This is a genomic window from Aggregatibacter actinomycetemcomitans DSM 8324 (assembly GCF_000372365.1).
GTDB lineage: Bacteria > Pseudomonadota > Gammaproteobacteria > Enterobacterales > Pasteurellaceae > Aggregatibacter > Aggregatibacter actinomycetemcomitans.
On record NZ_AQUU01000013.1, the window covers coordinates 1 to 13289 of the forward strand.

Consider the following 13289-nt stretch of genomic DNA (forward strand, 5'->3'; position numbering starts at 1 on the left):
AAAGGGGTAAGCGGAACGCCTAAGAACATAGCGGGACGAGTGAGCGCTTTGAATAATGGGTCTCTATTCATTTTAAAATCTATGCAAGTGGTTAAAGGTGCAGATACGCTGCACCATTCGTGGTAGTGGGTATAATGAATGTGTTAGCCAACTAATAATTTTGCAATTTCCGCTGCAGCCCCAATAATGATACCACCCACAAGGATAGGCGCAACTTCGCGGAAAGTTTGCCCCTGAAAGAGAACTTTATAACCGGCAACAATTACCGCAATTGTAACAACCCCAATCTGAATATAAGTTAGTGAATTTAAAATGTTATCAACAAGGGTATTTACCTTCTGCAACCCCGCTGCTTGAGATGAATTTGTAGCGGCTAACACCATAGCACCAACTACCGCCGTTTTTCCGGCATTTAACTTGCCTTTTACTTTTGATAAAAAGTTCATTAGATTTTCTCCAATTAGAATTTAAAAGTTTTTGAAACGCTTTCACGTATTACTTGTTGAGATTCATTACTTACAGTTTCGGGTTTAGGTCTGTTTTTAATCAATCTTTGTTTTAATGCTAACAATCATATTAGAATACTGACCGGGATCTTTTAAAACCGGTTTAAGGATACTGCGTTTAAACTCTCTAACTAAAATCAGAATATGAAGAACTTTCTCCATCATTATTAAATAAACTTTTTCAATTTGAATAAATAGGGTTGAACATATTTAATAAATACTAAGTCTAACGATTGTACTTTCTAGTTAAATGAGTTTATTTTCTTGACCTGTAAGCTTATATCAGCTAACCAGTAAATAATTCTCCTTTAAGTATTTTTAGGTGCAAAACAATACTCTACAGTACTAAACGTGTGAGTTTTTTACACAATAAAGTTGTCGTGTTATTATCCGATAAAAATCTTTAAAGTACCAACTTTTTTTCAAAAATCTTACACTCCACAAAGAATATCTACTGAATATAAAATAAAAAATTCAATTTATATGGATAATTCTTCGATCTGATAAATTTCTGTCTTTTTATTCTTTTCACTCTACCAAAACTGTAGAGGGTTTAAAGGAGCAGTCGGCTACCGCCGACCGTGCGGATAACTTATGAATAGATTGCATAAACTTCTAGCTATCATCAATGCTTTATTCGAACACAATAATAAATGGGATGCGACCCGACACTTATCCACACTTTCTACGGATTAAAATGAATTTTTTATTTCCCGAGAAACCCTTTTTTTCTTGTGTGGGTTACTCGGCAAAATTATATTATCACTCATTCGCTCCTATGCATTTGTAAATAGCTTTGTTTATGATCTCACTCCATAGAACTAGATTCAACTGAAAAATACTCCGTGAAATAACTCAATTAGGGCATAGAATACTTTTCCTCTTACCGTTAAGTAACAAACCCATTCTAAAGCGAATTATAGCAGTTTAACGCTGTACTGCTTGCGTGAAACCTTTTAAAAAAACACGTAATGATTTTGAAAAAAATTATTATTGGCGATAAAGAAGCTGTGAGCGGCAAGTACACAGTGTGGGTAAAACTGTGGAAATAGGGTGTATAGAGGTAGATTATGGGATCGCTTGTTATTTTCCAAACCGTAGGCGGCATACACGCAACGAAAGCAACTTTTTTTCGGTTTTTTCGCCAGAGGTTAATCGTTAGTATAAAACCTCGATAACAGGTTTGAAACACACGGCAGCCAACACCACCGGATAAGGTTTATCGGCAGATTTAAACACTAACGTCTGTTGATGATAATGGGACATATTTTGCAAATAACGAATCAAATTCCGTGGTTTCACATACAAATTCACAAAAGGCAAATTAAAAGGCTCATTCAAATCGTGCAAAATAAACGCCCCCAAGCAATTACTCGACAACACGGGCATACCGTGATTTTGCAGACGATTTTTTAGCTCACGATTGATGGATTTTCGGTGAAATTTATTTACCGCCCTTTTGATTTTTGAAAATAAAGACATGATGAACTCCGAGTAGATAAAAAAGTGCGGTTATTTTTCACCGCACTTTCTTTGATTAATACCCTTTTTGATAAATCAATTCCGCCAGTTTCACGCCCAACAGGGCAATATTAAAACGTTGTTCGTCGGCGACCAGCCAGAATTGTAAGCCGTTTTCCAAGGTGGTGAGCCCGCCGATATGCAATTTCGGCTCTTCTCCCGCTTCGGTTTCGCCGTTGGTGACGGGGGTGAATAAGTGGTCTTGGCGATAATCCACCAGATCATTCGCCTGCCATGCCTGGATCTGCGGCTGTTCATCAAATTCATACTCGGAAAGCAGCGTGACCATTTGCGCCATGCCATAAAACACCGGCACTTGCGCCTGATGAAAAATCACATTCGGCAGTTGCGGAAAAATTTTTTCTACTTGTGCAGCAAAGTTTGTGGTCGGCTTGGCGAGCGGGAACACATCAAATGCCAAACGTTGTTGATCTTCATCTAACGGAATGCCGTTCAATAGTTGCGCGGTTTGTCCGGCAAGTTTATTCACGGTGTCGCTGTCAACATAAGATGCCGGTAATAATGACGTAACCAACACTTGAGACAATGTATTTTCGCGGGCAAATTGTGACACAGAGAAAATGAATTGTGTAACCTGCGGATCTGGCAAAGACACAATGTTACGTTTCAATAAAACCAACTGTTCATCGTTAATGCTCGGGACGATAAGCGGCACATCATTTAGCGAAGCGCACACGCCTTTCAAATCAATCACCACACAACCCGCTTGCGCCGTATTGGCAATATGTGTCGCATGAGCAAATTCACCGGCAAATAACACATAATTAAATTCTGACCATTCCGTTTCCTCTAACGGAATTTGCGCCACGCTTTTGTTGTTGAATCGAATGCCCTGTTCTTCGCTAAAAGGGAAAAGTTCGACCACGGACAGGGTCTCAATGGCTAAACTGCTCTGCTCCAACGCCTCCGCCAATTTCTCGCATAAATCGAATTCGGCGACCAGGGCGATATTTAATCTTGTACTCATTTTTCTCTCCGCAGTAAAATAAACGGGCTCCATTTTACTGAATTATCACGAGGAAATACAATGACACCGGCGATTGACTTATTGAAAAAGCAAAAAGTCCCTTTCACCTTACATCATTACGATCACGACCCGGACAACACCCATTTCGGCGATGAAGCCGCCGAGAAATTAGGCATAAATCCCGATCAATCTTTCAAGACTTTATTGGTTGCGGAAAACGGCGATCAGAAAAAGCTCGCCTGTTTCGTGCTGCCCACCAGCCATCTGTTAAGCCTGAAAAAAGTGGCAAAAGCCTTGGGCGTCAAAAAAGTGGAAATGGCGGACAAAGACGCGGCACAAAAAAGTACCGGCTACTTGGTGGGCGGAATCAGCCCATTAGGTCAAAAGAAACGCCTAACCACCGTCATTGAACAATCTGCGCTGAATTTCGACAAGATTTTCGTCTCCGGCGGTAAACGCGGATTAAGCGTTGAAATCGCCCCGCAGGATTTGGCGAAAATATTGAATGCGACGTTTTTGGATATTGTGGATGAGGGGTAAAAGTGCGGTGGAAATTAAACTTAATTTAAATTTCATAAAAGTTACCTTTCTCGAGTCAAAAAAATCGCGTCAGTATAGCTGAAAAGTTTCAGGCGTAAAATATAATCATTCTCTTTTTTCTGAGCTAACAAAAAACATTTGTAAAAATATTCATAAATCACTGAAGTGATTTATTCACCCCTTCGGGGCCGTTGGCATAGCCAACGTTCAAAAAACGGAATTTTTTGTGACCGCACTTTATGTACGCGGGAGGGATTTATCGTATCGAAAGACAAAAAAAGGTGGGACAAGCCCACCTACAGGATTATTTCAATTTCTCCAGCCTTGCCAGTAAAATATCGTCCGGCTGCCCTTGTGTTTTTCGCAGACGGAAAAACAGTAAAACCGCCGCAATCGTCAGGCTCACCACGAAAGCAATCCAGAAGCCTTTTGCCGCAATGCCGCCGGGAACGATGAGATCCGTGCGTGCCAGAACGTAACCGAGCGGCATTCCTACAACCCAATAACAAAATAAGGTGATGTATAAAATCGCTTGCGTGTCCTTGTAGCCGCGCAACACACTGCCAATAATCACTTGTATGGTGTCGGAGAATTGATACAACGCCGCCAATAGCAACAGGGTGCCCGCCATGGCAATGACTTCGGCATCTTTCACGAAAATGTTAGCAATTTGCTCCTTCAAAATTACGATTAAAAATGCCGTTATCACCGCAATAAATAACCCCATAACCAGCGCAGAATAGGTCACCTGCTTTGCGCCTTCCGGGGATTTTTCACCCAAACGCTGCCCCACCAAAATGGTCGTTGCCATGCCGAGAGACATAGGCAACATAAACACAAAAGAACCGGTATTTAGTGCAATTTGATGACTTGCCACCACGTCGGCGCCCAAAGGCGATAAGAATAAAGAGGTTAGCGCAAACAATGCTACTTCACAGCACAACGCCATAGCAATGGGGAAACCCAGCTTCAGCAATTTCCCCAGCGTACGCCGATTAGGGCGTTCAATGATATTTGCGAAAACCTTCAAATCACGTTGATTTTTCGCCCGCATACAGTATGCCAGCATCAACAAACACATCACCCAGTTTACAATTGCCGTGGCAATGCCACAGCCCACAGCGCCGAATGCCGGCACGCCCAGTTTGCCGTAAATGAAAATATAATTAAGGGGAATATTGTTCAGCAAGCCGAGAGAGGTGATCACCATCGCCGGTTTGGTTTTCGCGATGCCGTCATTTAAACAACGGAAATTCACCATCAACAAATAGCACGGTAAGCCCCAAACCATGGCGTGCAAATAGCCGAAGGTAATGTCCGCTAAGCGCTGTTCCATATCCATTTTTTGCAACACGAAATCGCTGTTATAAATCAGCCACACCAGCGGAATGCAGCTAAAAAGCACAATCCAAATGCCTTGGCGCACCTGATGGGCAATGCGCCGGCGTTGCCCCGAACCGTTCAAATAGGAAATGGTCGGCGGCAACGCAAGCAATAAGCCATGCCCGAACAACACCAACGGCAACCAGATGGACGCCCCCACGGAAATCGCTGCCATGTCCACCGCACTGACACGTCCTGCCATAATGGTGTCCACCAATCCCATGGAATTCTGCGCAATTTGCGCGAGCAAAATCGGGAGGGCAATAGCAATTAACTTTTTAGCTTCAATATGATATTCTTTGACGGTTGTTAACTTCATAAAAATAGATAAATTTCGAGGTAATTATGTTTACAGGCATTGTGCAAGGTACCGCACAAATTAAGGCGATCACGGAAAAGGCTAATTTTAGAACACACACCGTGGAAATGCCACAAGAAATGCTGAAAGGATTACAAATCGGCGCCTCCGTTGCCCATAACGGCGTATGTTTAACCGTAACGGAAATTAAAGATAATCTGGTCAGTTTCGATTTAATGCAAGAAACGTTGAAAATCACCAATTTAGGCGAATTAAAAGTCGGCGATCCCGTGAATATCGAACGCGCCATGCAAATGGGCACGGAAATCGGCGGGCATATTTTATCCGGCCATGTGTATTGCACGGCGGAAATCATCGAACGCCTGCCTTCCGAAAACAACCTGCAAATTTGGTTCAAACTGCCGAATAAAGAGGTGATGAAATATGTGCTGACCAAAGGTTTTATCGCCGTAGACGGCATTAGCTTAACCATCGGCGAAGTACGCGAACAAAGCTTCTTCGTGAACCTGATCCCGGAAACCCTCCACCGCACCCTTATCGGTAAGAAAGCGGAGGGTGACAAAGTGAATATCGAAATCGACCCGCAAACCCAGGCAATTGTGGATACCGTTGAACGTTACTTAGCGCAGAAAGAGGCGTAAAAAGTGCGGTGGATTTTGACCGCACTTTTCGACTAAGAAGCGTAACCGGAAGGTTGCACTTGGAGTTGTAAATTTAAGGCTTTCATGACTTTAATCACGGTGGCAAAGGTAGGATTGCCCGTACCGGACAGGGCTTTATAAAGCCCTTCTCTACTCATACCGGTTTCGCGGGCAATTTGGCTCATATTTCTGGTTCGTGCGATATCGCCTAACGCAGACAAAATAAGCTCAATATTATTTTCTTGTAGCACTTCATTTAAATAAAGCTGAATATCTTCTTCGGTAGATAAATATTCTGCAGGATCAAAATCTTTCAATTGTTCACCCATAGTCCCATTTCCTGTGCAAGTTGTTTTGCTTTCTTGATATCTTTCTCTTGAGTGGATTTGTCTCCGCCACAAAGCAAGATAACAAGTATGCCATTTTGATTTTTCAGATAAACTCGATACCCCTGACCTTCATCAATCCGCATTTCAAATATGCCGTCATTAACGCTTTTTAAATCACCGAAATTACCAAACTGTAACCGTTTAATTCGTGCGTTGATTTTTGCTTTAGCTCTTAGGTTTTTGAGTTTCTTCAACCATTCATCAAAAAGAAAAGTCGTCTTAATTTGTATCATCATTGAATTAATTGTCGTTATTTGTTTCGCCTAAGTATAGTCTTTAGCTTAAAAGTGTCAAGTATAGTTAACACTTTACCTTTATCAACATAAGGTTCTTTCACCCGATATGTTGTATCGAAATAAATATTGCATTAGAATCAGCCATCAATTTTTTCAAAGAGATTATTATGTCAATTACATTATCAACCAAACAAAAACAGTATCTAAAAGGACTGGCTCATCATTTAAGCCCGGTGGTGATGCTCGGTGGCAACGGATTAACGGAAGGCGTACTGGCGGAAATTGATTTATCGTTGAATCATCATGAATTAATTAAGGTGAAAATCAGCGGTTCCGATCGTGAAACCAAGCAATTAATTATTGATGCGATTGTGCGGGAAACCGGCGCGGCGGCGGTGCAAACCATCGGTCATGTGCTGGTGCTATATCGTCCGAGTGAAGAAAATAAAATTCCGCTTCCACGTAAATAATAGAAAAGCGAACACGAAAAAAGGCAGTTAAAAAAACTGCTTTTTTGTTATCGATGCACGGAGTGCAATCATCTTTAAACATAATCCACTTCAATGATTTCAAATTCCACCGTGCCACCCGGCGTCGAGATATTGACCACATCGTCCACTTCTTTGCCGACCAAACCGCGAGCAATCGGTGAATTAACGGAAATTAAGCCGTTTTTGATGTCTGCTTCGTCATCGCCCACAATGCGGTAACTCACTTCTTCGTCCGTATTGGTGTTAAGCAACACTACAGTGGCACCGAAGATTACTTTGCCGTTATTCGGGATTTTAGTGACGTCGATCACTTGGCTATTGGCTAATTTGCCTTCGATTTCCTGAATGCGTCCTTCGCAGAAACCTTGTTGCTCACGGGCGGCGTGATATTCCGCATTTTCTTTTAAATCGCCATGTTCACGGGCTTCCGCAATGGCTTTGATGATTTCCGGGCGACGTTCGTTTTTAAGATAATCCAGTTCTTCACGCAGTAATTGTGCGCCGCGAACAGTCATTGGAATTTGTTGCATTCTTCTTTTCCCTAAATTTAAATAAAAGAAAAAACCGTGGAATCCTCCGGATTCCACAGCGTAAATTAATCGGTTATGGCGGGAGAAAAGCATTTACTCCCGCGTATTCGCGTACTATTATTGTTCGTCTTTCAAAAAATAGCAACCTCAAGCACGGATCATGTATAAATTTTCACCACGTCATATTTTTCAAGAAACATTCTTATTACTCAGTCTTGGCATCACCACCACCTCTTTCGCCGAAGTCAATATTGCCAATTACACCGCCAATCTTCCCGAGGGGGCAAATTTGGCATTCATCGCCAAAAACATCAATCAAGATAACATTATCGCCGATTATAACGGACAAACGTTCATGCTCCCCGCCAGCACGCAAAAAGTATTTACCGCTTTGGCGGCAAAATTGGCGCTCGGCGATTCATTTCAATTTCAAACCGCACTTTTAACCAACGGCAAAGTACAAAACGGTCAACTCAACGGCGATTTAATTGTGCGTTTTACCGGCGACCCGGATTTAACCAGCGGGCAATTATTCAATTTATTATCGCAATTAAAGCAACAGAATATTAATAAAATCAACGGCAATCTGATTTTAGACACTTCGGTGTTTATCGGTCACGATCGCGGTTTAGGCTGGATCTGGAACGATCTGACCATGTGTTTTAACGCGCCACCTGCCGCGGTAAATATTGATAATAACTGCTTCTATGTCGATATTGATGCCAACCAGCCGGAAGGGCAACCGGTAAAATTCAACGTGCCGTCGCAATACCCGATTCAGGTGTTCGGGCAGGTTTATGTGGCAGGTAAAGAGCAAGCCGGTTATTGCCAGTTGGATGCTATCGTGCATGACAACAACCGCTATCAGGTGAAAGGCTGTCTGGCGCGTCAAAGCAAGCCTTTCGGGTTAAGTTTCGCCGTGCAGGATCCCAACGCTTACGCAGCGGCGATTATTCAACGCCAGCTAAAACGCCTGAATATTGAATTTAACGGACAGGTGCAACAACCTTATCGTCAGCAACAAGGGCAAGTATTGGCGCAACATTTATCTAAACCGCTGCCGGATCTCATCAAAAAAATGATGAAAAAATCCGACAACCAAATTGCCGATGCCTTGTTCCGCACCATCGCTTATAATCAATATAAACGCCCCGCGTCCTTCCAATTAGGTGCCTTGGCGATGAAAAAAGTGTTATCGCAAGTAGGCATTAAATTCGGCAACAGCGTTATCGCCGACGGCTCAGGCTTATCCCGCCACAATTTGGTGGCGCCACAAACAATGTTGCAGGTGTTGGATTACATTGCAAAAAATGAAGAAAAATTACATTTATTGGACAGCTTCCCTATCGCCGGCGTGGACGGCACCTTAAGCGGGCGCGGGTCATTAATCAATCCGCCGTTGGTGAAAAACGTCATCGCCAAAACCGGCGCATTGAAAGGCGTGTACAATCTGGCGGGCTATCTCACCAACGCGCGCGGAGAAAAAGTGGCGTTCGTGCAATTTATCAACGGCTACTCCACCGGCGATCCGGAAAGCAAAACCAAACGCGCCCCGCTAGTGCAATTTGAAAGCGGCGTGTATAACGCGCTGTATCAGGATTAATTTCGCAGGATTAAAAAGACAAAAAGTGCGGTGGATTTTTCAAACGTTTTTAAAACGCCGAGAAAATCCACCGCACTTTTTTTATGAGCTATGTCGAATTATTTATTAATTAAGCTCAAAAACTCTTTGCGCGTTTCGCGATCTTCTAAAAACATGCCGCCGAAAGCGGAGGTCACGGTATAGCTGTTGGCATCTTTAATGCCACGGCATTTCACGCAGAAATGGGTGGCTTTCACATAAACTGCCACATCTTCCGTTTCCAAAATGGTTTGGAATGCCAACAAAATTTGTTCCGTTAAACGCTCCTGCACTTGCGGACGTTGAGCGAAAAATGTCACTATGCGATTAATTTTAGATAAGCCGATAACCCATTTCTTCGGGTAATACGCCACGGAAACTTTTCCGTCGATGGTAACGAAATGATGTTCGCAGGTGCTGGTTAATGTGACATCATTAACCAACACCATTTCACTCACTTTCATACGATTAGCAATGTTCGTAATCTTAGGAAAATTGGTGTAATCCAAGCCGCTAAAAATTTCATCAACGAACATTTTTGCAAGACGTGACGGGGTTTCTTCGATGCTATCGTCACGCAAATCCAAGCCGATTAAACGCAACACTTCGCGCATATGTTGTTCGATTTTTGTGCGACGTTTATCTTTGCTTTCGTCCAACACAATCATCGGTGTTTCAATTCCTTTCTGAACCAGCGCCGTGCGGACTTTCTCTGCTTCAGGTGAAATATCGTTCATTTACTGCTCCCAATGAAAATAATGGCGCATTTTAGCAAACTCCAAGGCAATAATAAAATGAAGATAATGACTATGTACCATGAAAACTTTTAGTATAATGACCGCACTTTTTTATTTAAGGATCCACTATGTTGCCGTTATCCCAAGCCCTTGAGCAAATGTTAAACCAACTTCCCTTTCCCACTTCTACGGAAGCACTGCCGACTCACCTGGCAAGCCAACGCATTTGCGCTGAAAATATTATTTCCCCTATTAACGTTCCCTCTTTCGACAATTCCGCCATGGACGGTTATGCCGTGCGGTTGGCGGATTTGCAACAATCCATGACACTTGCCGTGGCGGGCAAAGCCTTTGCCGGTACGCCGTTTGAGGGCGAATGGAAGGTACAAAGTGCGGTCAGAATTATGGCCGGCGCCATGATTCCACAAAGTGCGGACGCGGTGGTGATGCAAGAAGAGGTTCAGGTGAACAATGACGGCACGGTAACCTTCCAAAATCTGCCGAAAGTAAATCAAAATATTCGTCGTATCGGGGAAGATGTCAAACAGGGGGATGTGGTGTTGCGACAAGGCACCTTATTAAATGCGATTTCCCTGCCGTTACTCGCCTCCCTTGGCATTGAAAACGTGAAGGTTTTCCCGCGTTTAAAAGTGGCGGTGCTTTCTACCGGTGATGAATTGGTGCCGGTGGGCAAACCGCTACAAACCGGGCAAATTTATGACACCAACCGTTTCGCCGTGAAATTATTATTGGAAAAATTAAACTGCGAAGTGTTGGATTTCGGTATTTTGCCAGATAACGAGGCGCAATTTGAAAACGCCTTTATTGAAGCGCAACAACAGGCGGATTTGGTGATTACCAGCGGCGGCGTTTCCGTGGGCGAAGCGGATTTCACCAAACATATTTTAGAGAAAGTGGGCAAAATCAATTTCTGGAAAATCGCCATTAAACCGGGTAAACCTTTTGCTTTCGGCAAATTAAAAAACGCCTGGTTCTGCGGTTTGCCGGGCAATCCAGTGTCGGCGTTGGTGACGTTTTATCAATTAGTGCAGCCCGCCATCGCCAAACTCAGCGGTTACAGCCAATGGCAAGCGCCCGCGCGTTTACCTGCCGTAGCCGCCGTGAACTTGAAAAAAGCGCCGGGACGGTTGGATTTCCAACGCGGATATTATCACGTCAACGTTCAAGGGCAAATTGAAGTGCAACCGGTGGGTTTCCAAGGCTCCCATTTATTCAGCTCCTTTGTGAAAAGTAATTGTTTTATCGTGCTGGAACAGGAACGCGGTAATGTTGCAGCGGGCGAAACGGTCACCATTGAGCCTTTTACCGATTTATTACACTAATTCATTGAGTCTATTATGGAATTAACCCATCAGGAAGAATTACGCTACAACCGCCAGATCGTATTGAAAAACATTGATTTTGACGGACAGGAAACGCTGAAAGACAGCAAAATGCTCATTGTCGGTTTGGGCGGTTTAGGTTGCGCTGCCAGCCAATATTTAGCCGTCGCCGGTGTGGGACATTTGACGCTGCTGGATTTCGACACCGTAGATATATCCAACTTACAACGTCAGGTGTTGCATGATGACAGTCGTCTCGGCATGCCGAAAGTAGACTCGGCAAAACGTTCTTTAGCGCGTTTAAATCCGCATATTGAAGTGGACGCTATCAATCAGTTATTGGACGAACAACAGCTCAAGGAATTGGTCAGCAAATTTGATGTGGTGCTGGATTGCACCGATAACGTCACCACCCGCAATCAATTGGATACCGCTTGTTCAGCCCATAAAATCCCGCTAGTTTCCGGCGCGGCGATTCGTATGGAAGGTCAGGTTTCCGTGTTCACCTACGAAGACAACACTCCAACCTATCACAGCCTCAGCCGTTTGTTCGGCGATAACGCCTTAAGTTGCGTAGAAGCCGGCGTACTGGCGCCTATCGTGGGTTTGATCGGCTCCATTCAGGCCTTGGAAGCTATCAAAGTGCGGTTAAAAATCGGCACGAATTTATGCGGTCGGTTGTTGTTAATTGATGGGATGACGATGTCGGTAAGGGAAGTGAAGTTGACGGGGAAGGGTAATATATAGATAGCAACGGCACTAAGCCGGTGCTTCCGTTACTCCAAGCGTGGGCTCTTAACCATCATAAATGAAAAGTGCAGTTAAAATTTCAGATGTTTTTTCGGCTAGCAACCATTACATTACCTGAATACTAGAAGTATGCGTTGGAAGACGTGCACTATCTGCTTCGAGCTATTTTGGTTAGGAAACGCGCGCCATCAGCGCACCTGTATTCAATCGATTCTTTTCTTCGTAAATATCATTTTTCAACTCCCCAGGCCCCGTTCCTAAAAAACACCGCCAAGAACCACCGCACTTTTCCTGCAATTGCATTATTCCAATCATAAAAAAGCCACCGAAAATCGGTGGCAAATCATGAAAAATGCATGAAAAAGCGAGTTGGTTATTTCGAGGAAACCTGTTTTAAGAAGGTTTGGCGCGGTGAGGTTAAGCCAAGTTTTTCTGCTTCGTTAACTAAATTCATCGCTTTGTTTACATCACCGCCTTTTAACGCTTTGGTGATTGCCTGATTGAAGTAGGCTTCAGTGTCTCGATCCACCGGCACATTCACCGCTTTAGACGACACAATGTTTGCTGTCGGCGCCGGTGTAGGCGCTGCCCCTACCGGTTGAACCGCTTTTTTATCGGAAGAGGAGAAAATATTGGTTGGCATACCGATAAAGCGCGTGCCGTTAGCGTTAGTGACGTTCACGATAATCTGACCATTCAAACTGTGTTTCACTTCAATATCATTCAATGCCGGCGGTTGGTGCCCGGTGCCTTTGGCATACAGTTTCGCCGGATGCGGGATCATGGTGGTTTTTGCCAAATCTTGTTGGGTGGTGTAAATCAACAGGTAAATATAACTTTGTGAAGCGGCAGGCGTAAGGTTTAGCTCGGCGGCAAAGCGATTCGGTTGCATACCGCGTTCTTCTTGGAATTTGAATTCGGATGAAGGGTAAGTCGCCGCCACATTAAAATTGCTATCTAAAACCACCGCACTTGGGACGAATGCGCTTTTGTTTTCAATAGGACTGATAATTTCCACTTCCAAAGTGCCTTGGTTCGCCGGAATGCGATAGGCGGCAATCGGGCTTTCTACACCGGCAAAAGAGGCGGTAAAGGCTTGTTTTTGTTGTTCGGATAAATTGGTGGTGACTTTTTCGGAAAAGGATACGTCCTGCCATTGCAGATTTGCCAGTGCCGTTGAGTTAATATGAACAGGCGTATTAGCCCGGCTTGGCGAGGCTACTGCGATATTCGCCAATAAAAGTGCGGTCAAAAATTTTATCGTTTTTTTCATATTAACCTCAGAAAAAATGTA

General features: G+C 43.7%; 16 protein-coding genes. 6 read left to right on the forward strand and 10 right to left on the reverse strand.

Features of this window, described 5'->3' with window-relative positions; all coding sequences use genetic code 11:
• From A3CS_RS1000000112535 to A3CS_RS0108040, 4 genes are all read right to left on the reverse strand, one after another.
• Positions 1-71: VirB3 family type IV secretion system protein (locus tag A3CS_RS1000000112535; protein WP_211205775.1), on the reverse strand; the 71-nt coding region annotated here is incomplete at its 3' end.
• 72 nt (positions 72-143) lie between these two features.
• Positions 144-446 carry a TrbC/VirB2 family protein gene (locus A3CS_RS0108030; RefSeq protein ID WP_005558885.1) on the reverse strand — a complete coding sequence of 101 codons (303 nt, stop codon included), beginning with the start codon at positions 444-446 and terminating at the stop codon, positions 144-146.
• 1218 nt (positions 447-1664) lie between these two features.
• A complete protein-coding gene (locus A3CS_RS0108035; RefSeq protein ID WP_019518391.1) occupies positions 1665-1988 on the reverse strand; it encodes a DUF1919 domain-containing protein in 324 nt (107 codons plus the stop codon).
• Positions 1989-2043: 55 nt separating this feature from the next.
• Positions 2044-3015 (reverse strand): oxidoreductase, encoded by a 972-nt coding sequence (locus A3CS_RS0108040; protein WP_005545253.1) that lies wholly within the window; start codon positions 3013-3015, stop codon positions 2044-2046.
• Between the two features lie 60 nt (positions 3016-3075).
• Between A3CS_RS0108040 and ybaK the strand changes: the two genes are divergently transcribed.
• Positions 3076-3555 (forward strand): Cys-tRNA(Pro) deacylase, encoded by a 480-nt coding sequence (ybaK, locus tag A3CS_RS0108045; RefSeq protein WP_019518392.1) that lies wholly within the window; start codon positions 3076-3078, stop codon positions 3553-3555.
• 304 nt (positions 3556-3859) lie between these two features.
• On the opposite strand, the gene A3CS_RS0108050 is transcribed toward ybaK, so the two are convergent.
• Positions 3860-5257 (reverse strand): MATE family efflux transporter, encoded by a 1398-nt coding sequence (locus A3CS_RS0108050; protein WP_019518393.1) that lies wholly within the window; start codon positions 5255-5257, stop codon positions 3860-3862.
• Between the two features lie 26 nt (positions 5258-5283).
• On the opposite strand from A3CS_RS0108050, the gene A3CS_RS0108055 reads away from it, so the two are divergent.
• Complete coding sequence (locus A3CS_RS0108055) at positions 5284-5898, forward strand: riboflavin synthase (RefSeq protein WP_005575423.1); 615 nt, start codon at positions 5284-5286, stop codon at positions 5896-5898.
• A gap of 32 nt (positions 5899-5930) precedes the next feature.
• Here A3CS_RS0108055 and A3CS_RS0108060 read toward each other — a convergent pair whose 3' ends face one another.
• Positions 5931-6227: an addiction module antidote protein gene (locus A3CS_RS0108060; RefSeq protein WP_005545245.1), complete on the reverse strand. Its 297-nt coding sequence runs from the start codon at positions 6225-6227 to the stop codon at positions 5931-5933.
• Complete coding sequence (locus tag A3CS_RS0108065; RefSeq protein WP_012820951.1) at positions 6212-6523, reverse strand: type II toxin-antitoxin system RelE/ParE family toxin; 312 nt, start codon at positions 6521-6523, stop codon at positions 6212-6214. The genes A3CS_RS0108060 and A3CS_RS0108065 overlap by 16 nt, the downstream gene beginning before the upstream one ends.
• A 167-nt stretch (positions 6524-6690) precedes the next feature.
• Between A3CS_RS0108065 and yhbY the strand changes: the two genes are divergently transcribed.
• Positions 6691-6993: a ribosome assembly RNA-binding protein YhbY gene (yhbY, locus tag A3CS_RS0108070; RefSeq protein ID WP_005545243.1), complete on the forward strand. Its 303-nt coding sequence runs from the start codon at positions 6691-6693 to the stop codon at positions 6991-6993.
• A 74-nt stretch (positions 6994-7067) separates the two neighbouring features.
• On the opposite strand, the gene greA is transcribed toward yhbY, so the two are convergent.
• Positions 7068-7544 (reverse strand): transcription elongation factor GreA, encoded by a 477-nt coding sequence (gene greA / locus A3CS_RS0108075; RefSeq protein ID WP_005542429.1) that lies wholly within the window; start codon positions 7542-7544, stop codon positions 7068-7070.
• A 160-nt stretch (positions 7545-7704) separates the two neighbouring features.
• Between greA and dacB the strand changes: the two genes are divergently transcribed.
• On the forward strand, positions 7705-9147 hold the full coding sequence (gene dacB, locus A3CS_RS0108080; protein WP_005545239.1) for a serine-type D-Ala-D-Ala carboxypeptidase: 1443 nt from the start codon (positions 7705-7707) through the stop codon (positions 9145-9147).
• 98 nt (positions 9148-9245) lie between these two features.
• On the opposite strand, the gene folE is transcribed toward dacB, so the two are convergent.
• Positions 9246-9902 (reverse strand): GTP cyclohydrolase I FolE, encoded by a 657-nt coding sequence (gene folE / locus A3CS_RS0108085; RefSeq protein ID WP_005545236.1) that lies wholly within the window; start codon positions 9900-9902, stop codon positions 9246-9248.
• A gap of 128 nt (positions 9903-10030) precedes the next feature.
• Here folE and moeA point away from each other — a divergent pair, with 128 nt between their 5' ends.
• The gene (moeA, locus tag A3CS_RS0108090) at positions 10031-11245 is read left to right on the forward strand and encodes a molybdopterin molybdotransferase MoeA (RefSeq protein WP_005545234.1); all 1215 of its coding nucleotides are present in this window, start codon (positions 10031-10033) and stop codon (positions 11243-11245) included.
• A gap of 15 nt (positions 11246-11260) precedes the next feature.
• Positions 11261-11992: a molybdopterin-synthase adenylyltransferase MoeB gene (moeB, locus tag A3CS_RS0108095; RefSeq protein ID WP_005545232.1), complete on the forward strand. Its 732-nt coding sequence runs from the start codon at positions 11261-11263 to the stop codon at positions 11990-11992.
• Between the two features lie 376 nt (positions 11993-12368).
• Here the strand turns inward: moeB and malM are convergent, their stop codons facing one another.
• Complete coding sequence (gene malM, locus A3CS_RS0108100; protein WP_005545230.1) at positions 12369-13268, reverse strand: maltose operon protein MalM; 900 nt, start codon at positions 13266-13268, stop codon at positions 12369-12371.
• Positions 13269-13289: the final 21 nt, after the last annotated feature.

What these genes read in the sequence shown, in the direction of transcription:
- A3CS_RS0108055 (WP_005575423.1), top strand. Translation starts at nt 5,284, where the DNA reads ATGTTTACAGGCATTGTGCAAGGTACCGCACAAATTAAGGCGATCACG.
- greA (WP_005542429.1), bottom strand. Translation starts at nt 7,544, where the DNA reads ATGCAACAAATTCCAATGACTGTTCGCGGCGCACAATTACTGCGTGAA.
- folE (WP_005545236.1), bottom strand. Translation starts at nt 9,902, where the DNA reads ATGAACGATATTTCACCTGAAGCAGAGAAAGTCCGCACGGCGCTGGTT.
- dacB (WP_005545239.1), top strand. Translation starts at nt 7,705, where the DNA reads ATGTATAAATTTTCACCACGTCATATTTTTCAAGAAACATTCTTATTA.
- A3CS_RS0108060 (WP_005545245.1), bottom strand. Translation starts at nt 6,227, where the DNA reads ATGGGTGAACAATTGAAAGATTTTGATCCTGCAGAATATTTATCTACC.
- A3CS_RS0108040 (WP_005545253.1), bottom strand. Translation starts at nt 3,015, where the DNA reads ATGAGTACAAGATTAAATATCGCCCTGGTCGCCGAATTCGATTTATGC.
- A3CS_RS0108050 (WP_019518393.1), bottom strand. Translation starts at nt 5,257, where the DNA reads ATGAAGTTAACAACCGTCAAAGAATATCATATTGAAGCTAAAAAGTTA.
- ybaK (WP_019518392.1), top strand. Translation starts at nt 3,076, where the DNA reads ATGACACCGGCGATTGACTTATTGAAAAAGCAAAAAGTCCCTTTCACC.
- moeA (WP_005545234.1), top strand. Translation starts at nt 10,031, where the DNA reads ATGTTGCCGTTATCCCAAGCCCTTGAGCAAATGTTAAACCAACTTCCC.
- A3CS_RS0108035 (WP_019518391.1), bottom strand. Translation starts at nt 1,988, where the DNA reads ATGTCTTTATTTTCAAAAATCAAAAGGGCGGTAAATAAATTTCACCGA.
- moeB (WP_005545232.1), top strand. Translation starts at nt 11,261, where the DNA reads ATGGAATTAACCCATCAGGAAGAATTACGCTACAACCGCCAGATCGTA.
- A3CS_RS0108065 (WP_012820951.1), bottom strand. Translation starts at nt 6,523, where the DNA reads ATGATGATACAAATTAAGACGACTTTTCTTTTTGATGAATGGTTGAAG.
- malM (WP_005545230.1), bottom strand. Translation starts at nt 13,268, where the DNA reads ATGAAAAAAACGATAAAATTTTTGACCGCACTTTTATTGGCGAATATC.
- yhbY (WP_005545243.1), top strand. Translation starts at nt 6,691, where the DNA reads ATGTCAATTACATTATCAACCAAACAAAAACAGTATCTAAAAGGACTG.
- A3CS_RS0108030 (WP_005558885.1), bottom strand. Translation starts at nt 446, where the DNA reads ATGAACTTTTTATCAAAAGTAAAAGGCAAGTTAAATGCCGGAAAAACG.